Annotated in this window: 14 protein-coding genes; 6 read left to right on the top strand and 8 right to left on the bottom strand. The window is 44.3% G+C overall.

Going from position 1 to position 21,141, the window contains the following annotated elements; all coding sequences use genetic code 11:
* Positions 1-170 precede the first annotated feature (170 nt).
* From PAEAM_RS21965 to PAEAM_RS21955, 3 genes are all read left to right on the top strand, one after another.
* Positions 171-431, top strand: a complete 261-nt coding sequence (locus tag PAEAM_RS21965; protein WP_074094912.1) for a hypothetical protein — start codon at positions 171-173, stop codon at positions 429-431.
* Between the two features lie 336 nt (positions 432-767).
* Positions 768-1,433 (top strand): potassium channel family protein, encoded by a 666-nt coding sequence (locus PAEAM_RS21960; RefSeq protein ID WP_100528970.1) that lies wholly within the window; start codon positions 768-770, stop codon positions 1,431-1,433.
* Complete coding sequence (locus PAEAM_RS21955; RefSeq protein WP_100528969.1) at positions 1,417-2,814, top strand: TrkH family potassium uptake protein; 1,398 nt, start codon at positions 1,417-1,419, stop codon at positions 2,812-2,814. Before PAEAM_RS21960 ends, PAEAM_RS21955 begins: the two co-directional genes overlap by 17 nt.
* Before the next feature lie 136 nt (positions 2,815-2,950).
* Here the strand turns inward: PAEAM_RS21955 and PAEAM_RS21950 are convergent, their stop codons facing one another.
* A complete protein-coding gene (locus PAEAM_RS21950; protein ID WP_100528968.1) occupies positions 2,951-6,688 on the bottom strand; it encodes an alpha-L-arabinofuranosidase C-terminal domain-containing protein in 3,738 nt (1,245 codons plus the stop codon).
* A 385-nt stretch (positions 6,689-7,073) separates the two neighbouring features.
* On the opposite strand from PAEAM_RS21950, the gene abnB reads away from it, so the two are divergent.
* Positions 7,074-9,491, top strand: a complete 2,418-nt coding sequence (gene abnB / locus PAEAM_RS21945; protein ID WP_100528967.1) for an arabinan endo-1,5-alpha-L-arabinosidase AbnB — start codon at positions 7,074-7,076, stop codon at positions 9,489-9,491.
* Positions 9,492-9,693: 202 nt separating this feature from the next.
* On the opposite strand, the gene PAEAM_RS21940 is transcribed toward abnB, so the two are convergent.
* Positions 9,694-10,248 (bottom strand): helix-turn-helix domain-containing protein, encoded by a 555-nt coding sequence (locus PAEAM_RS21940; protein ID WP_100528966.1) that lies wholly within the window; start codon positions 10,246-10,248, stop codon positions 9,694-9,696.
* Between the two features lie 130 nt (positions 10,249-10,378).
* Here PAEAM_RS21940 and PAEAM_RS21935 point away from each other — a divergent pair, with 130 nt between their 5' ends.
* The gene (locus PAEAM_RS21935) at positions 10,379-10,960 is read left to right on the top strand and encodes a LysE family transporter (protein ID WP_100528965.1); all 582 of its coding nucleotides are present in this window, start codon (positions 10,379-10,381) and stop codon (positions 10,958-10,960) included.
* 53 nt (positions 10,961-11,013) lie between these two features.
* Here PAEAM_RS21935 and PAEAM_RS21930 read toward each other — a convergent pair whose 3' ends face one another.
* Complete coding sequence (locus PAEAM_RS21930) at positions 11,014-11,991, bottom strand: MBL fold metallo-hydrolase (RefSeq protein WP_100528964.1); 978 nt, start codon at positions 11,989-11,991, stop codon at positions 11,014-11,016.
* A 199-nt stretch (positions 11,992-12,190) separates the two neighbouring features.
* Here PAEAM_RS21930 and PAEAM_RS21925 point away from each other — a divergent pair, with 199 nt between their 5' ends.
* Complete coding sequence (locus PAEAM_RS21925) at positions 12,191-13,168, top strand: alpha/beta fold hydrolase (RefSeq protein ID WP_100528963.1); 978 nt, start codon at positions 12,191-12,193, stop codon at positions 13,166-13,168.
* An 87-nt stretch (positions 13,169-13,255) separates the two neighbouring features.
* Here the strand turns inward: PAEAM_RS21925 and PAEAM_RS21920 are convergent, their stop codons facing one another.
* From PAEAM_RS21920 to PAEAM_RS21900, 5 genes are all read right to left on the bottom strand, one after another.
* Positions 13,256-13,903, bottom strand: a complete 648-nt coding sequence (locus PAEAM_RS21920) for a protein kinase family protein (RefSeq protein ID WP_100528962.1) — start codon at positions 13,901-13,903, stop codon at positions 13,256-13,258.
* 311 nt (positions 13,904-14,214) lie between these two features.
* Entirely contained in the window at positions 14,215-15,696 is a 1,482-nt protein-coding gene (locus PAEAM_RS21915; protein ID WP_074096886.1) for a DHA2 family efflux MFS transporter permease subunit, read from the bottom strand.
* A gap of 68 nt (positions 15,697-15,764) precedes the next feature.
* Complete coding sequence (locus tag PAEAM_RS21910) at positions 15,765-16,352, bottom strand: TetR/AcrR family transcriptional regulator (RefSeq protein WP_047842796.1); 588 nt, start codon at positions 16,350-16,352, stop codon at positions 15,765-15,767.
* A gap of 262 nt (positions 16,353-16,614) precedes the next feature.
* Positions 16,615-19,869: a bifunctional cytochrome P450/NADPH--P450 reductase gene (locus PAEAM_RS21905; RefSeq protein ID WP_100528961.1), complete on the bottom strand. Its 3,255-nt coding sequence runs from the start codon at positions 19,867-19,869 to the stop codon at positions 16,615-16,617.
* Positions 19,870-20,168: 299 nt separating this feature from the next.
* Positions 20,169-21,089, bottom strand: a complete 921-nt coding sequence (locus PAEAM_RS21900) for an NAD(P)/FAD-dependent oxidoreductase (protein WP_100529000.1) — start codon at positions 21,087-21,089, stop codon at positions 20,169-20,171.
* Positions 21,090-21,141: the final 52 nt, after the last annotated feature.

Genomic DNA, 21,141 nt, shown 5'->3' with positions numbered 1-21,141 from the left:
ATGCATTTATGAGTATCTGTTATACCTATGGATTGATGTGAATTCCACAGGCACTAGATATAAATGGAAGGTGTTAACCCCATTTATTGCTCATGACGTCTTTTGTCTAGCACCTTCTACATCACATTGTCATTTACTATAGAGAATCTAATAGAAAAGAGATGATTAGTATGGCTCGTGTCAATGCTGTTCCGCAACCGGATCTGGTATTAATCTATTGGTCAAGAAATCCGCTCGTCCCTGGTTCTGCGCGCAGAATCCAAAGTGTACGTGTGATTGGTAATACGTCTCCATGTACATTCACACTGGTTCCCGGTGCACGGCTAATCAATGCACTGAACTGTTTGCTGGACAATGATATTGGATTCAAAGTGGTCTATCGCCATAAAACGTCGGCAATCAGTGGCGTTCTGTTATTAAAACGCAGATAATCAGACCCGAAAAAATGGTGCCTCTCCTTATGGGAGCGCACCATTTTTCATTTTTTTGAATTAAACAGTTTAGTCTCTATCTTTATACAATCTAGCGATTTGTTGCCCACCTTAAACCGTTCAACAGCATATCCAAAAAAAGAAACGAATTAGTTGCAATTCTATTCTTAAGACATTAGAATGAACTCTTTTGGAGATATACATAGACGTAGACATTTTGGACCAAGGTTTGCTAACTACGTTATGAAACCTTACAATCCTGTGTACGTAATGTAATATTTACCTATTAAGATATAGAGGAAACCATTATTTATTTTGATTACAATGAGGGATATTATGAAAAAACAGTTTATGGTACTTGGTCTTGGACGATTCGGTTCAAGCTTGACACACACACTCATTAAAAATGGACATGAAGTGCTCGCTGTAGACAAGAGTGAAGCTCTTGTTCAGGAAATTTCAACAATAGCTACCCATGCCGTTCAGGCAGACTGTACTGACAAATCAGTCCTTATTGAACTTGGGGCAAGCAACTTCTCTCACGCCATTGTCGCGATCGGTGAAGATCTGCAAGCAAGTATACTGACCACTCTGTTATTGAAAGAACTTAATGTGCCCAAAGTAACAGCCAAGGCTAAAAATGACAACCACGGCAGTGTGCTTAGCAAGATTGGTGCTGATCAAATTGTTTACCCGGAACGTGATATGGCTACGAGGCTGGGGAATCAGCTTAGCTCAGACAACATTATTGATTCCATTGAATTGTCTTCAGATTATAATCTGGTCGAGATCAAAGCTCCCCAAAGTATGAGTCAGAAGACACTTCTGGAACTCAACATTCGAGCTGAATATGGATGTACCGTTATCGCCATCAAAACGGGGAATAACTTAAATATCTCACCCATGGCAGAAGACATAGTCCGTGCGGGAGATATGCTCCTGTTAATAGGCAGTAACGATGACATTCGGAATCTGGAGAGTGATTATGAACCAAAGAAATAAACGTGTAATGAAAACTTCAGCCCTAACGAACATTGAATCAATTGTGAACAAGTTGAAAAATAATATGAGCCCTCCTCAACTTATCATGATCATCTTCTTCGCTCTCATCTGGATTGGGGCCTTATTGCTTGCACTTCCGCTATCTTCTAGTACCGGGACATCCATTGGTTTACTTGATGCCTTGTTCACAGCAACCTCTGCTATCTGTGTAAACGGGCTGATTGTTCTGGATACAGGGACAGTCTTCTCTACATTTGGACAGATCATCATCATGGTTTTGATTCAGGTTGGCGGGTTGGGGTTCATGACACTAGGTGTAATGGTAGCCATTATTCTGGGGAAACGGATTGGCTTGAAACAGAGGCTCCTTATTCAACAAGCCACCAATACATCCTCTGCTCAAGGTCTGGTTAAGCTATCCATGTATATAGTGCTTATAGCCTTTGCTTTTGAAGCTCTGGCTACAGTGGTTCTTACACTGCGCTGGCAGAGCGATTTAGGATGGGGACAAGCTTTATATTATTCCATGTTCCATTCCATCTCTGCCTTCAATAATGCGGGTTTCTCTCTTTGGAGTGATAGCCTTACTCCATTTGTTGGCGACCCGGTCGTTAATCTTACGGTCATTACGCTCTTTGTCATTGGTGGCTTGGGTTACATTGTGGTTGTGGATATATTCCGCAAACGTTCATGGAGAAAGCTCTCCTTGCATTCAAAGATAGTATTAATCGGCAGTTTTTCTCTATACTTGTTCGGATTCATCACCATCTTCTTAATCGAGAGTTGGAATCCTGCTACGTTCGCTGATTTATCTTTCGGTGAACGCATATGGGCTTCTCTATTTCAGGGTACTGCTCCTCGAAGCTCCGGATTCAATACCATTGACATTGGAAGTATGTTGGCTACATCCCAATTTTTCATTATTATCCTAATGTTCATTGGGGCTTCTTCTGGCGGAACAGGCGGAGGAATTAAAATCAATACTTTTGTGGTTCTTGTTCTTGCAACCATTCAGACATTTCGGGGTGGTGGGCAAATTCATGCTTTTGAGCGTAAAATTGCGGAAGAAACAGTGATGCGCGCACTGGCTGTTGTCTTAAGTGCCCTTGCCTTTGTACTTGGAATCTCCATTTTGTTATCCATATCCGAAGGCATTCTTGAAAATCATTTTCTGGATGTTCTGTTTGAAGCCACTTCGGCTTTTAGCACTACAGGACTATCAATGGGTCTGACAAGTGAGTTGAGTGTTGCCGGTAAAATTATAGTCTCTATTACGATGTTTGCAGGACGATTGGGACCATTAACTCTGGCTTTTGCATTGGCACAGAAGAAACGCACATCCAAAATCGGTTATGCAGAGGATCATGTCCTCATTGGTTAACATACGACTGAGAACATGTTAATCCTATTGCGGAACAATGATTGCTTTTTATTTCCCAACCAAGTTTCCTAGCAAAACGCCCCCTTAAGCAAACGACAGTTGTCTGCTTAAAGGGGCATTATTTATATATTTTTCTTTACAGAAGATTCATAATAAGTACATTTACCGAATGAGCAGGCAAACATACAATCGCTGATTCACCATTCAGCTTGATCTCCTGTTCTTGGGGAACCACTTTCTCATCATTCTTCTGATTCACATTCGGAATATGCACCAAATGATCTTTTCCAGTAAGTGTGATCAGTCTGGCTGAAGCATTAACCTTCAGATCCTGAAGGCAAATCCGGGTTGATTTATCTACACCATCTGCATTCACCAGTTTCACATACACATGCCCTGCGTCCTTCGTAACAGAGTGGAATACTTCCCGGTTGTAAGCTTCCAGCTTGTAATCCAGAACCTTGCTGGTATTACGTCCGTCTGTATAGGAGCAAACCAGATTTTTTCCTGTATCTCCACCATAGTTAACCGTGATTGTATAATGGGTTCCATTCTCGAGTGGTTCATAGTTGGCCGCTCTCAGGTTACCTGCTGCCGAGCTGGATGAATAGTCTCCCAGTGTATAACCCTCAATCCCTTGTTTGTACACCTTCACGCCTGTTGCGTTCCCGCCGTAACTAATTGCGTACTCAATGACATCCTTGTTCTCAGGCGAGATATCCGTCAGTCCCACACCGATGTAAAAACCATCCTCACCTGAAATTCTTTCAGCCTCAACGTGAACTTTGTAATTGGTCCATTCGTCATTCAGCAGATACAATCCATTCAATCCACTTGATTGTGCCTTCAAAATGAGTCCTTTTCCTGCGGTTAACGCATATCCTTCCGATCCGGGAATCTGTCTCCATGCCTCACTAGGCTCTGTACGTTCCCTGAAATCTTCATCAAACATCAAACTGCCATCCACATTGGACGTCACTGTAACTCGTTTCACCACGATGTCTGCATGACCCGTTGCAATCTCGATGCCGCCACGCGGAATGAGATTCAGCGGTTTTCCTTTGCTATAGGTGGAGAATGAAGTCTCAAGCACCTGATCCCCTACATATTTTGCAAAAAGCTGCTGTACATAATAATTCGGTGTATACCACACGGTTTCATCATCAAACCAGATGCAGTCTGGCGTCCAACGGTAAGTACCGTCCGTTAGTACTTTGTTGAACAATGGCGCATAGGCAGCCAAACGAACAACGTCTGCATTATTTTCAAATCCAGTCATGATCGCAGCTTCTGCGACCGCTCCTGCCAGCGTGTTTTTGTCCGTGGAAGCATATTCTCCAACAAATACTTTGGATGTTTCTTTCCAATCGATACTTCCGTCTTCAAGGTAAGCCCGGTCATAATAGTTGTATCGATCTACGTTGTTCAGCAAATATTCATTGGAGCGGTAGTAGTGCTCATCTGCGATGGTGTCCATGTAATTGTCCTGATTCTCATACCAGGTTACGGTCTCCTCAATCACCTCAGCACCATCTGCAAAAGCAACCTGAGCTGACCCGGTGAGGTACCCACTAAGGAACTTCCATCCTTCCTGGTACGCATCATCATCCGCCTGAGCACCAACCGTCGAGATAATGTGCAGCTCATGATCAGGATAGTTCTGTTTCATGTACTCATCTATTGAATGTTTGAATACTTCGAAGTTGGCAAAAAATTCAGTGCCCCAGTTCTCATTACCTACACCCAGATAACGAAGATCAAACGGTTCAGGATGGCCCATCTGGCTTCGTACAGCCGCCCATTCGTTGTGTTCAGAGTCTGTACTGAGCGCAAAGTCAATCAGATCTGTAAAGTTGCGGATATAATAATCCCTTAAAGCGCCACCCGCAGGGTGAGCATAATCCGAGCGTGCCTGACACAACACACCGCAAGCCATGACTGGAACCGGAGCGGCATTCAGATCTTCCGCCAGTTGGAAGTACTCCATATAACCGAGGCCCATCGTCATCATGTAACCCCAGACATTGTAATTTTCTTTGCGGAGCTCAACCGGACCCACAGAATCCTTCCAGTCATATACGTTATCCCAGATAAAAGATCCCTCCGAGATACATCCTCCCGGAAAACGCAGGAACTTCGGATGCAGATCTGCGAGTGCCTGGATTAGATCTTTTCTCAATCGATAGTTCGGGTTACCTGTGTAGTTAGCATGTGCCGTAGCCGATATTCCCTCTTCTGTCGGATCAGCTCCCCATACATTCTGAGGGACTAGGGACACCATATCGATGGAGATGTCACCTGCAAACGTAAGTGCCAGTTGACCAAGTACAGTCTCCGTTCCGATCAGAGACAAACCGTATTTCTTCCATGTGTTCCCGCCTTCAACATGCAGCGTTACCGAATCACTGATGGAAGTGTCACTTCCATCCTGCAATTGAACAGTGATCGTTCCTGCCAATTCTGCTTTTGCCCATACGGTAAAGTCATATGATTCACCCTGCTTGATGGACATGGCACAATGCTGGTTGGAGTCTGAGAATCCACGATTCCGAATCGTAGCCCCATCCTGAACCGTTACATAATAAGCATTTACTTCAGGGTCTTCCACGTTACAGTGAACGTTTAGTCCATCCGTATGCTGTACGCGCATTTTCTCGGTGTCGCCTGACCAGGCAAACAAAGGTTCACGATTTCGTCCTGTCGAACAGCCACATTCTCCAGAGTCATGCGAGTATGTATCAAATGCAAAAGACTCAAATGATCGATTCTGAACAAGCTCTGCATAGATTCCGCCATCTGCCGCGTTGTTAATATCCTCATAGAAAAGCCCATACATGACTTCACTGATGTCAGCCACCTTCTGATCTCCATGGATGGTGACCGTATAAGGCGGAAGATGGGCTGGCACAACAGACACGTCAAAGCTTTGGCTCAGCTTACGATCACCTCTGTTCAGAAGCGCACGGAGCGTAACCTCTTGTGCTGATGTGATCACCTGAACCTCTCCGTTCTCAGACAGAACTTCTGGAGCACTGGAGCTCCATTCAACAGACACTTTACCACCCAGCAAGTCTGCGGGTAATGATACATCCTTGGTGATGATTCGGTTGGGGAAGGACAAGTACTTGTCCGCCGCAAGCTTCACAATCGCTTCATCTGTCAGTGATTCACACATCACTTCAATGACTTCATCCATGGTGAGTGCTGCCCCATAGATCCGAAAGTCGGATAACGAACCTGCAAAATCCACATCCGCTGCATACTGGGAACGTGCAATATAATTCTGGCTATAATTCTCAGGATCGGTGAACGTATCAAACCATTCGCGCAATTTGGCATAATTGCCACTGGATGTCTGACTGATCGAGCCGTCTGCGGCCTTCTCCCCATTCACATATACAATCGGACCCGCACTGCTCAACGTTCCCCCTTGGCTGCCTGCTACGGAGAGTGCGATATGCAACCATTCTCCGCTTGCAACTCCTCCACTTGGGTGGACAACCAGATTATCGCCGGCATATAACGTACCCAGAAGCTGACGTGTCAGAAATAAATACGGACCCTTCTCCCCTTTGCCAAAGTCAAAAATGCGTTCCCACACATTAGACCCCTTACCAAGAAACACCCAAGTGGCAATAGTAACTCCTGTGTTATCGCTTACATCACGAAGCAGATTCGAGGGTAATTGCAAATAAGAAGTTCCATTCGCTCCCCCGTTGAAAGTCACCGCCGTTCTGCCTTTCAACTCGGATATCACAGGCGGGATCTCGCCTTTGGTTATACCATCATGGCCCTTACCGGAGCTGTCCTTCCCGATCTGAACGTTATCTTCAAACCTGTATTGTGCGATTAGTTGATTTTGATATGTGCTCATGTTCTTACCTCCTATGTAGTTGGGAATTGTCGGTTCACGCTTTTCATTCGTATTAATATAAAATGATTGATAAATAGTTAAACACATTTCTTAAACGTAATAATATCGCATCACCGATCCCCATTTCAATCCTAAATTTGAGAAAGACAACTGGTTTATTTGAATGTAATGACCTTTATCGGCTCTTCCCGTCTCTTATTTATATTTAATTTTACTCTTATAAACATTACATTTATGGTTTACAAACATATAAATCAATTGATAATATAACAAATGAAAGCGCTTGATATAATGAAATGCTCAAAGGAGGTCTGCCGAACCTTTTATCGTGTGTTGCCAAGTATCGGTTGATTTTTCATTCCGGGAAATAGGAAAGGGGAAACGTATGAAACGTTATTGGGTTCGCGTACTTAACATTTCTGTACTAAGCACCACTTTACTTACTGCAACAACTTTGGCACCGGTCTCGGTGTTCGCAAATGGTTCAGGGGAAACCGTGGGTAACTCGCAGAGTTCCACCACACCTATCGCTAATCCTGCTCCAACATTTAAAAATGTTTCCGTTCATGACCCTTCTGTCATTAAGGTGGATGATACGTTTTATATTTTTGGTTCGCACCTGCAAGTAGCTAAGTCCAAAGACTTTCTGAACTGGGATCTGGTCGCCTCCGGCGTTACAGATAACAATCCTGTTGTCCCCAATGTAACCCAGGAATTCGCTGAAGCGTTGGAGTGGGCGCAGACGGATACGTTATGGGCAGCAGATGTCATTCAATTGGCGGACGGCAAATTTTATATGTATTACAATGCTTGTAAAGGGGACTCTCCGCGATCAGCGCTCGGCATTGCCGTCGCAGACAATATCGAAGGCCCTTATAAGGATCAAGGCATTCTGTTGAAATCCGGCATGTGGGATCAGATCAGTGAGGATGGTACCATTTACGATGCAACGATTCATCCCAATGTGGTTGATCCGGATGTCTTTTATGATAAAAACGGCAAGTTATGGATGGTGTATGGCTCGTATTCCGGAGGGATTTTCATTCTGGAGATGGATGCAACGACAGGTAAACCGCTGCCAAATCAAGGTTATGGCAAGAAGCTGACCGGGGGCAATCATAGTCGTATTGAAGCACCTTATATGCTCTATAGTCCCGAAACCGATTATTATTATCTGTACCTGTCTTACGGTGGACTAGGTGCTGATGGAGGATACAACATTCGTGTTGCTCGCTCCCAAACACCGGATGGGCCTTTCCTCGATGCGGAAGGAAACGATATGATCAACGTTAAAGCGGATAAGGATAAACCATTGTTTGATGATCGTTCTATTGAGCCTTTTGGAGTCAAATTAATGGGGAACTTCCTGTTCGAGAGACAGATCGGTGATCCGGGCACAGGCCTAGGTAGCGGCTATGTATCGCCAGGGCATAACTCTGCTTATGTTGATCCGGAGACTGGCAAACAATTTCTCATCTTCCATACCCGCTTTCCAGGGCGTGGCGAAGAGCATGAAGTTCGCGTACACGAGATGCATATGAATGCAGATGGTTGGCCCGTTGTTTCTCCGTATCGCTATGCGGCCTTGGGAGAAGATACAACGCAACTGACAACTCAGGAGATTGCTGGTCAGTACCAATGGGTGAATCATGGTAAGGACATCACGGCGGACATCAAGCCATCCCAGACCGTTCAGTTCACGGCAGATGGGCAGATTCATGGTGCCGTGACAGGAACATGGAGTCTTGGTGCAGACAACAAGGTTCAGATCACTTCGAATAACGTTGTGTACAAAGGCGTTTTCACACATGAATGGAATTCGGAATCTCAAAGTACGCTTCTGACCTTTAGCGCGCTCTCATCCTCCGGAATTTCCATCTGGGGAAGTCAAAGTGTTGAACGGAGTGATCAGGACATTGTAGATGCGGTGAAAAAGGACCTGAGCATTAGCAATACGGATCACGTGTTCTTCAATCTGTCTCTGCCTACCAAGGGAACAAGTGATGCAGACATTACGTGGAAAAGCTCCAACACTTCGGCTCTATCCTCTACAGGTGTAGTGCAGCGACCACGCGCTGGTAAGGGTGATGCCAAAGTGAAATTAACCGCAACGATTCGTAAAGGAACTGCGGTAAACTCCAAAACGTTTAACGTTATCATTCCACAGCAAGCGGTAAGCCCGTTGCTCGGGGAGTATACTTTTGAACACAAAAAACTTGCCAAAGTCGCACAGGATTCCAGTAAAAATGGATATCACGGACAAGCCTTTAACGTGGTCAGTTCTGCTGCAAGTGGCAAAAATCAGGCTGCTACATTCAATGGGGTAGACAGTTACATTCAGTTACCTGGACTCATTACAGATACAACGGATTTCACGTTTAGCGCCTGGGTCAATTGGGACGGTGGCGGGTCCTGGCAGCGTATTTTCGACTTTGGAAATGGCTTGACTAGACATATGTTCCTTACTCCCTCCCAACATAATGGGGCATTACAATTTACCATTCATAATGAGGGACGGGATCAGAGCCTGATTGCAGCAAAACCACTGCCTTCCAAAGAGTGGGTTCATGTCGCTGTAACCCTTCAGGGTGATGTGGGTACTCTGTATGTGAATGGTACATCGGTTGCAAGCAGCTCTGAGATTACTTTTAACCCAAAAGATCTGCATGTAACGGAAGCTTATGTAGGCAAGAGTCGTTATACGTCTGATCCGTTCTATAAAGGCAGCCTGGATAATGTAAAAGTGTATGATAAAGCATTAACAGCCAAGGAAATACAGCGTCAGGCCAAAGAAAAACCATAAGTTAGAGTCCCCTTCGCTAGAGGTTGGGGGCTCCATAGTGCACACATCAATAAAGCAGCCAATGTTTTGAACTGAACCCTTTGTGAGACACGACTAACGAGGGAGTTGCAGTTCATTACATCAGGTTGCTTTATTGTCATTCCTTTCATGTATGCATTTATTCGTTCATCGTTCGTTACATTCACAGATGGATCTTTGCATCTCACTTCGAATAATGAATGACCATGTTGAATTTGTTCGACTTAGCACCGGAGTTAACGTAGGCGTGAGGCTTGTCCGCTCCAAAACGGATCGACTCCCCTGAACTCACCGTATAATCTTCCGCCCCTACTCTAATCGTAACTTCACCTTCAAAGACCGTAATAAACTCTTCCGTACCTTCGATATGCGGTTCAGCTTTCAACTCAGACTTGGGGTCCATCTCCATCATATATATTTCAAAGCGGCGTCCTTCTTCAAAAGGAAAATGCGGATAAATCCGAACCCTTCCCTCATCCTCCATCAATACTTGAATATCATCCCCCGTTACAACGGTTGTATCTGACTTCGGCTCGTGAATCAAAGCAGTAAAGGAAGTTTTCAGGCCATTAGCAATCTTCCATACGGTTGCAATGGATGGATTGGATTCACCACGTTCAATCTGACCAAGCATGGTCTTGCTAATACCAGACATTTCGGCGACCTTGTCCAGACTGAGTTTTCTTTGTTCCCTAAGCTGTTTCAGGTTCTGAGCAAGAATACTATTAATGTTTTTCAAAAATCCATCCTCCTCATTTCATAATTTTGTTGTGCTATATAACGTACATATTGTACAATGATAAAGACCGTACGCTATAACGTACATTTGAGGTCATTATATCACACAACTAAGAAGACGTGGAGGAACCATGAACATTATACCTTTAGTGACCTATGCAATCATCGCTTCATTTACACCCGGACCCAACAACATCATTTCCATGACGCATGCCAGAAATCAGGGGTTCCGCAAGACCCTTCCGTTTATTAGTGGAGTTGCAGCCGGCTGCCTGCTAATTATGTTTCTGTCCAGTTATTTCAACCTTATTCTTCATCAATATATTCCACGGATCACACCCGTCTTAAACGTGTTAGGATGTGTGTACATGCTCTATCTGGCGCTCAAAATCATGCGAAGTAAACCTGCAGATGCGCAAGAAAACAAGGTCAATCATTATTCATTTCTATTTGGGTTCACTCTGCAATTCATTAATCCCAAAGTCATTCTGTATGGGCTTACTGCCATATCCGTTTTTGTTCTGCCTCTTGGGCAGTCCCATGTTCATTTAATTGTATTTTCCTTGCTGCTCACCTTCATCGGGATTAGTGCCAATATGACCTGGGCGTTCGGTGGCATGTTATTCCAGAGCTTTCTATTAAGATACGAGCGTCCTGTTAATATCGTCATGGGTATGTTGTTAATTTACAGTGCACTATCAATCCTGATGTAAAATGCAATAGAAAAAGCGTCCACTCATTTGATGAGCTGAACGCTTTTATTTTTTTATCCTAATTCCGGTCTCCACCATGGATGTGTAGGGTAATGCTCCGTATGAAGCACAACCTTCTCGCCGATTTTGGGAGTTGCAATCTTAACGTTCAAAGCATGTGCAGCCTTCGTGATTCGTTCAATCGGTTCATTCCAGGCATGATAGGCCAGCGTAAATGCGGCCCAATGAATCGGGATAAGCAACTTACCTCCTACATCCAAATGCGCTTGCACCGTTTCTTCCGGCATCATATGAATATTGGACCAACGCTCGTCATATTGCCCGCATTCCATCAACGTCAGGTCAAATGGACCATATTTACTGCCAATCTCCTTAAAATGAGGACCATATCCGCTATCCCCACTAAAGAACACCTTCGTATGTTGTCCAGCGATAACCCACGAACACCATAAGGTAGAATTACGGTCGAATAATCCTCTGCCAGAGAAATGTCTTGCTGGCGTGCAAGCGAATGTTAAACCTTTGAACGATAACTCATCCCACCAGTTATGCTCGGTAATCTGTTCCGAAGGCACACCCAGTTGAATCAGTCGACGACGTACCCCAAGCGGCACGATAAATCGCTTTGTTTTATCCTTCAATCTGCGAATGGAGTCATGATCCAGATGATCATAATGGTCATGCGATATAATGATTGCATCCAGTGTTGGGAAATCTTCCGGTTGAATCGGTAGATTGGTGCTGTATCGTTTGGTACCCACCCAGGATACGGGGGATGGACGATTGCCCAGCATCGGATCAAAGAGCAATCTGTGCCCTTCAATTTCGAGTAAAAAAGCCGAATGTCCGAACCATGTAACCTGTGGATTATCGGATGCACTGAAGGTTTCAGCAGGTTCACATATCTCCATAGGCATCGTGCCAGATGGCCTCCGCTCTACATTGCCTCGCATGGAATCTCTCAATATACTGATCAGGGACTTGAAGTTCATGCCTGCCGATGTCGGGAGCTGATTTTCGTATTTTGTCATTATACATACCTTCTGTTCTATATAATCAATCTAGGTTCAATATTTGGAAGAGAACTATTCATATCGTAGCTATATATTAATTCATTGGCTGTTGATATTCAATTTTTGGCTAATTAAGATAGAATTAAGACTCTGTTTTCTCTCCTATAAGATTGGGCATATATGATAGAGAAAATACATGGAGAGTATGTGAGAGAACATGAAGAAATGGCGCAAGAGATTAGTTAAGTTTTTGATATTCGACCTGGCGATAGTTCTGTTGCTTCTGGGTACTGGCGTGATCTACCAACAAGTGGGTCTAAGGCAGGATGCCAAAACACTCGTCCCCCCTGGTAAGCTGTACGAAGTCCATGGAGACAATATGCATCTATATACTGGTGGAGAAGGCGATGTAACAGTCGTACTCGCCTCTGGCTGGGGGACCGCTAATCCCTATGTAGATTATTATCCATTATATGAAAAGCTTGCTCCCAACACAAAATTCGCTGTATATGACCGATTTGGCTATGGATATAGCGATCAGACCGATAAAAAACGTGATGTCGATACCGTAGCTGAAGAATTACATGAGTTGTTGCAGGTATCTGGACAGAAGCCACCTTATGTATTAGTTGGACATTCACTCGGCTCGCTGGAAACCATTCGTTTCGCACAAAAATACCCGGATCTCGTCAAGGGTATCGTCATGATTGATGGCGGAAGCCCCGAATATTATTCGAATGACGATGACTCTTTGGCAGACACAATTGGTGGTTTTGCGAATAAATTCCGTATCCAAACCGGACTATTCCGCCTCTCCATGCAATCTGACATGGTTGTCGAAACTTCTAATGCCAATCGTAATGAACTGAAACTTGTACCCGATGATCTGAAAAAATTGGATACAACTGCGCTGTTGCACAACTATGGTAATGTGAACACGTTGGATGAATTACGTGAAATAGCTGCCAATGCCAAAGTGGTTGTAGATCACAAGCAAACCTTACCGTTTCCACTCACCATACTGACGGCTGATTACCTTGGTGCAAGTGAACCCGAATGGGATAAATCCCAAGTAGAATTCAAATCCTGGTCAGATGATTCTAAACAGGTAACCATTAAAGATACCGATCATTACATCCATCAATATCGCCCTGATATCGTTGCGGATGAGATATTGGCCCTGGTAAAGAAGTAACGTACACTCTGCAAAAGTAAGACTATGTTATATCATAAAAGAAACCCCAAAGATTCTCTAATATCTTTGGGGTTTTAAGTATATGATTTATTGTGCTATCGCTAGTCTTGGCCGTTGGGACCTGAAATCGCTGAAAGCTTGTTCGATCTCTAATGAAGTCAACTGGTGACGATAAAAGTACTGTTTCATCGCCTCCATTTCGGTACAATCGCCATTGTAGATGTTATCAATTCTTCGAATGACCTGGTTATATAAGTTCTCACGTCTGGAGTTTACAGGCTCACACAACCAAAAGTTCATTCTCTTCACATGACCTGTCTTGGTCCAGTGTAAATTCTCATATCGGATGACATCCCAGTCCCAATATCCAGCATGAATCTGCTGAAGTTCCGTCGTAAACATATCGTATATCAAGTTGGGAGGAATGTGTCCATAGGTTACACGGTACTCTTTCAGTTTGAATGCTTCAATCCACTCTGTCAGGGTGTACTCACCTGGTGAATACGCATACAATTTGGGTGCATAAGGATTACTCTGCAATGCCCTAAGTGCCTCACTTTCCATCTCCCCATCCAATCTTGCACGTGAAGCATATACCTTGAGACAATAGTCTTGCAATCTATATACAACCGAGCGATTACTAATAAGCGAAGCCTGTAGAGTGAGATGGCCGTTTTTTTCGTAGTGCAACAGCATCTTTTCAATGTTATTACCAATGGGATTGATGATGATCATAATGAAGTCTCCTTGATTAAAAATAAAATATAAACCGTTTTCGAATTGGTTAAAAATTGTACTATTACATTCTATATTACCCTTTTATATTAGTATGAACATATACAATTTTGCCGTAACATGAAGTATTTGCTCTGAAATTCATTCTTTAAACCGCCGTATTCCGGCTACATTTTTACTCTAAAGGCTGTAACCCGTTTCACGTCAACACCAAAAAAGATAGAATAAATTACGCAAAAAAGCGATGCGTCCTTAAAGTTAGGGGCACACCGCTCTTATACAATATCTAATTATTATTGTTAGTTAATGGATTAATGCATAGGACCTTGTTGTCCTGGCGTTGATCCTACTTTGACCCGTTTCACAAAGAGTGAAGTAATCAGACCGATAATCGACAGAACTAATGCGAATACAAAAGCATTCTGTACACCTGACGTGAAACCTGCCAGTTGATTTTCTGGACTTTCCGGATTCGCCACTCCGCTCAAAAAGCGGGATTGTCCTGCGCTCAGTATACTTACCGCAACAGCCGTACCGATCGCTCCGGATACCTGTTGCAATGTATTCATGATGGCAGTACCGTGAGGATAATACTCACGTGGCAATTGGTTCAGACCATTCGTCTGTGCAGGCATCATAATCATCGAGATTCCGACCATCATGAACACATGCAGCGTAATAATTTTGGCCAGTGTTGTTGTAGGTGTAATTCCAGTGTACATGAAGAGTACAACCGTTACGACAGCCAGACCAATAATCACAAGCCACTTCGGACCAAACTTGTCAAACAGTCGGCCCATGACCGGAGACAGTAAACCATTCAGCAGACTACCCGGCAATAGAACCAGTCCGGCAGTTAACGCTGTAACGGCCATACCTTGTTGCAGATACATTGGCAGGATCAGCATGGATGACAGCATCATCATCATACAGATGAATATCAGGATCAAGCCAATCGTAAACATCGGATATTTGAACGCTCGCAAATCCATCATTGGCTGTTTCATTCTCAACTGACGGATACTGAATAACAGCAAGGACAACACACCAATAACGAGAGTGGCAACAACGACCGGACTCGTCCAGCCTCCGCCAGTTTCTCCATGTCCCCCTGCACTACTGAAGCCGTATACGATACCACCAAAACCAAGGGTAGAAAGGATAATGGACAGTACGTCAATTTTGGGCTTGGTCAATTTCGAAATATTTGGCAAGAACAACAAGCCGCATACCAGTGAGATAATGAAGAACGGCAAGGAGATCCAGAAGATCCAATGCCAGCTCAGATTAGCCAGAATCAGACCGGAGATACTCGGACCGCTTGCTGGTGCAAACATAATAACCAAACCAATCAATCCCATGGCAGCACCACGTTTTTCAATCGGGAAAATAACCAATATGGTGTTAAACATCAGTGGCAACAATAGCGCTGTACCTATCGCCTGCAGTACCCGTGCCACCAACAGAATTTCGAAGCTAGGTGCAAGTGCAGCAACAAATGTTCCTGCAATCGAGAAAATCAAAGATGTTGTAAACAGCTGTCTTGTGGTAAACCACTGCAACAGCATACCGGATACCGGTACCAGGATTCCCAACACAAGCAAGTAACCTGTAGTTAACCATTGAATCGTTGTAGGACCTACTTCCAGTAGAGCCATAAGTGGCGTCAATGCCACGTTTAATGCCGTTTCTCCAAACAGACCAATAAAGCCGCTCAGCAGCATTGCGAACAAAATCGGAAATACCTTGTATTGCTTTGTTTCTTGTTGATTCTGTGCAGAACCAGCCTTCATGGAAACCTCCACGATCCCATCCTCCTCAAACGTATCAAACTTTCTTTTTCTCTGTCTCTTGGTATAAATTATTGAATCTGTTTGGCGTTCTTCGTCACAACCGACAAATACTCAGCAGCCGTCAGCAGAGGCTGTTTATCCTGATTCGTCAGGCTGATAATCAGTGCTCCCTCCATCAAAGAAATGATCAGAAGTGCCGTCTCCCGCGCCTTCTCTTCACCAACGCCATCCAGAATCAGATGTTTCTTAATGACATCCTGCCAATCTGCAAACACACCCTGACATGCAATACGCAACTGCTGACTAATACACGATGTCTCCACAGCTGCCCAGAAGCTGAATGGCAGAAATCCGGTAAACCCGGCTGCTTCTGTTTCATGAGCCAAATCATGAATAAATCTCTGAATGGCATCCCCCGTATTGTCGTGGGCTGCAAATGTTTTCTCAAATGTCTGCAAGATATGTTCATTGGCTTTTTGAATACACTCGTGCGCGAGCTCTTCCTTGCCTTGCGGGAAATAATGATACAACGACCCTTTCGGCGTACTACTCTCTTTGATGATCTGATTCAGACCGGTCGCATGATATCCTTGTGAAAAAAACAGTCTCGCTGCTGTGCTGACAATAGACTCTCTAGCATTAGACTTTTCACTCAACGAAAGCCACTTCCTTCAAATAATTATAACAATCGGTCTATATAATTAAACTCGTTCAGATAAGGACTGTCAATCATTTTTATTTCAAATTTTAATGTAAACGCTAACAGTTCAGGAGTGAGAAAATGAACCGAGCGACGGCTCATGGTCAGATCATCATAACAGCCGCTAATTTGGAGACAAAGCTCCAGATTAAGCGGCTGTTTGTTAGCTTGAGTATATTAAGGACTGTATATTAGTAGATATTGGAGTCATCTCCGTCTTAATGTACCTCCTCATGCACAGCTTTAGGAGTTTCACTTGTTCGTTTATTACCTGCCCACACGTCTTGCACGTAGCGTCCTTCGGCCTGAAGCTGAATGAGCCAGTCTTTCGCTTGCTGCATCGTTGCTCCCTGCACCTTCTGATATGCTTGCTGTAAAGTCTCTTCTACCGCAGGGGCCATCTGGCTTCCTTCCCCGCATACGTAGAGTTTTCCTTTGCTCATCAGCATGTGAATCAACTGTTCGGAATTCTCCTTCATCAGATGCTGTACATACGTTTTGGGCTTGCCATCCGCACGAGAAAAAGCAGTGTGTAGTTTAACGATCCCTTCTCGCTCGTATTGTTCAAGCTCCTGACGATATATGAAATCTGATTCATTCCTGCACCCAAAGAATAAATGCGCCTCACTCAGTGGCAAACCTCTCTGTTTCATGACCGCTCTCGCCTGGAGGAAACCTCTGAACGGTGCAACCCCCGTCCCTGGTCCCACCATGATCATGGGAACATCAACCTCTTCCGGCAGATAAAATTCGGATTCAGGTGTACGTACAAACATCAGAATATCTTCTCCGGATTGACAACCAGCGAGGTACGATGTAGCAACTCCCAGATATTCGCCCTTACCACTCCATGCAGGTTCTCTTACTACCGATACGGTTATACTCGCTTGCTCGGAATTCAGGCTTGGCGAGCTGGATATTGAATAATATCTGGGCTTAAGCGGAGGCAATAGTTCAAGGAACCTTTCGAAAGGCAGCTCACACGCCTCATACTTTTCTAGCAGGTCCAACATGGTGATTCGATTGGCAAGAATATAATCCCTGTAGCTGTTTTCGTCCAACATGCCTTCCAGTTCGCTCTTATGAGGTGGACATACCGTATGATTAGCTAACTCCTGCAACTGTGTTCTGGAGACTGGTGTCTGCAATTCCACACAATAAGCGAGCAACTCATGAATCTTGACGGGTCTGTTCAGTGGTAGGTGTGTAAGATGGCTGACGTCCGAAGTTAATTGGATCGGAGTATCCCCACGTAGTCCGAACCGACTGAGTATCCGATCCACGTTCTGCTTCTGATTGCTAGGCAACACGCCGAGATGATCGCCTTCTCTATAACTCATGCCTTCAGGCAGTAACACTTCGATGTGACGTGTGCTTCTTCCACTTCCCAGCGCCTGAAGCTCTTTATTAACTACAACCGTGGCATAGCTGGCATCATAAGTTCGTGCAAGAGGCATATCCGTTTTCTCACGGACAAACTCCATTTGAAGTCTGCTTGTGCTTGGCTTGGAGGATTTTATTGCTTCCTCGCTAATCCCCAAGACACTCAACACCTGTGGCCACAACATATGCTGCCACGCCTCGACTTGTTTCTCCATATCACCTCCGGCATCGGCTTCACCGCGGTATAACAGTCTTTTACCTCCCCATTCTTCAAGCCTCTCATCTATTATTCGAGGAATGCTCTGGTACGTCCCGGACCAACTCCGATCTCCACAACCCAGAACGGCATAGTTTACATCCCGTGCTTCCTCTGACTCTGCTCCCTTCAACCAGTCTACAAATGCCGTAGCATTTTGCGGAGGTTTACCGTTATACGAAGCAGTGACGATGAGAACGACACCTTGGCGAGGTATGCGGCCAACCCACTCATTCAGAGTGGCTGCTTCACTTGGGATTCCATACGAACGACCTTTTTCCACAAGCTCTCGGGCAATGCCTTCTGCCGTTCCCAGATTGGAACCATATAACACCAGGAGCGAAGGCTCAGCATCTGCTTCAACGGCCAGGATTTCTCCCATCAGGCTGTCACTTGCTATATTTTTATGAACAACAGGAGCAGGTTTCTCTTCCACAAATCTGGCAGACTTATTCACCTTTTGTGAGACTTCGCGCGCTTTCACCTGGATCCGGAAGTCTCCCGGCTTCAATGTCAGTGTCTGTTTAACATCTAACTCATAGTTGCTATAATCGATCAGTTCAAAATGTTTGAGGACCATGCCAAGCACAAGTGTTGCTTCATATAAAGCAAACTGCATGCCGATACACGCTCTCTCCCCATTACCAAAAGGTTTATACGCATGATGAGGCACTTTCGTCGTATCTTCAAATCGCTCTGGACGGAATAGTTCCGCATCCTCTCCCCAGGCCTCTCTGTCACGGTGTAGCTGGGGCAGAAGAATACTGCAACTTTCCCCTTTCTTCAAGGGATATTTGCCACCTATGACGGTGTCTTCTTTGGCATATACGTCAAATCCCGGGGCTGTTGGCCAGAGACGTAACGATTCACTGAGAATCATGCGAATATAGGAAAGCTGAAGAATTTCCTCGTACTGTGGTGAGTCACTGACCAATATCTGATCTACCTCGTCATACGCCTTTTGAAGCGAATCCGGATTTTTCAGTAGAAAGTAAAGAGCAAAAGATAACAAACCACTCGTGGTTTCATGTCCGGCAATGAGAAACGTAATAATCTGATACCGGATGTTCTCATCATCCAGCATTTCTCCAGTCTCCGGATCTTTGCCATTCAACATACGTGCGAGCAAGTCGACCTCTTCGGGTGCTGAACTCGCTTTACGTTCCTCTATAATCTGATCTACCAGAGAGAACATCGTCTGAATATCCTCCTGGAACTGTCGTTTGGTTTTCACCATAAGCAGATTCTGAATTTTCAAACGGGAACTTTTCTGCATAGCTTCATTTAATGCCCGAACCATGCTTTCAATAAAAGGACTGTGGTCCTGTCTGTAAAAACTGTTAAACCGATAATTGAATCCACATAGTCCAATGGTATCCAACGTAAGGCGTGTCATATCATCCGCAACATCAATCGTATCGTTGGAATTGAGGCGTGCCCACTTGTTGATCAACTGTTCGGCAATATCAACCATCATGGGATGATAACCTTTCATGGCCTGTTTGCTGAAGGTGGGAAGCAGGATGTTATGGGCTTTTTTCCAGTTGGGCTCCGAAGTTCTGCTTGTAAATAAACCATCGCCTCCAAAGGCACGTACATTTTCGAGTTCATTGTATACATATTTGTCAAAACGGGACACATCGCATAACTCCGCGACAAGATCTGGTCCAGATACGATTAAACCGGAATAACCAGGAACGGTAAGTCTATATATTGGTCCATGCTGTTCAGCCAGGACACCTAGCGACAGCGTTGGTTTATCTTTATCTATCAAAGGCAGATTGCCAAGGGGCCCATACATTTTGGGCTGTGGAATGTAAGTTGCATCACTCATGATGATCACCTCTTAACTGTACGCCGTGGAGCAAGGTATTCGTTAGCCATGTGATGGCTGTTCCGCTTTCATTCATAAGTGATCTCTCCTTTGTTGATTTTATAAATGATAGTAATATGTATCATTTGATAATACAATAAACCATAATTGATTTAATATCAAATTTTCTTCCGGCTGAATTACTTTTAATTGAACCGTTCAACGTTTAAATTGAATAACAACAAATAGAGGATTGCATATGCAATCCCCTACTGTATGAACCAATGACGCTATGATTTTATGACGCTTTTTAATGTATTCTAATGATGACTTGGCTCATCCCACTTCTCGAAATTCAATTCATTATTAATGCTTACCGCAGACAATGCCCCCAGAGACGCAGCCGTGATTGCCTGATACATCTCGGATGCTGCATCACCAGCACTGTATACACCCGCTACGGATGTTTTGCCCGAAGCATCAACGATAACCGTTCCTGACTCTGTAATTTCACAACCGATGGCCTTTGGCAGTTCTGATCCGGTAAATAGTTTCGGTTGGAAGAAGACAGCCGTGCATGGGATCACTGTACCGTCATTCAGTACAACTTGCTGTACCATCCCTTCTTCAGAGTTAATGGATTGAATCGGTGCATCGAATACAGTAACATGATGCTGCTCCAACTCTTCACGCTGCTCATCGGTTAAGGAATCTGATCCATTCGTACAGATCGTATAACGATCTGTCCAGCCGGATATGACTTTTGCCATATGTAATGCCTTATCTCCACTAACGATGATGACCAGCGCTTGGTCTCTTAACTCCCATCCATCACAATATGGACACACAAACGCACTTTTACCGTAAACCTCTGTTAATCCGTTGATATCCAAGGGCAGGTCTTTCTTACCTACTGCAAACAAAATCTTTTTCGTGCGATAGCTTACCCCCTGAGTAGTCTTAACTACAAAATCACCATCGCTACCTGTTATCGTTGTTGCTGTATCGGATGCAAATTGAACTGAAGGATACGCTGCAATCTGTTCTTTGGCAGCTTTCCGGAATTCACGTGGACTTGCCCCATCTCTTGTCACAAACCCATGAGTCTCCCTTGTAACCCAGTTACGCGGTGTCTCATCATCAATGACCACAACGTTCTTGCGGGCCCTGCCAAGTACTAGGGCTGCATTAAGCCCCGCTGGTCCTCCACCAATAATAAGTACATCCAAAAGTTGATTCATATTACTCATATTATACACCCTTTCCAGACATTTAATATCTCTAATTAAGATT

The sequence above is a fragment of the Paenibacillus sp. GM1FR genome, from assembly GCF_002803315.1.
Taxonomy (GTDB): Bacteria; Bacillota; Bacilli; order Paenibacillales; family Paenibacillaceae; genus Paenibacillus; species Paenibacillus amylolyticus.
The sequence above is the reverse complement of the archived record's forward strand: the minus strand, read 5'-3'. Positions and strand labels throughout refer to the sequence as shown.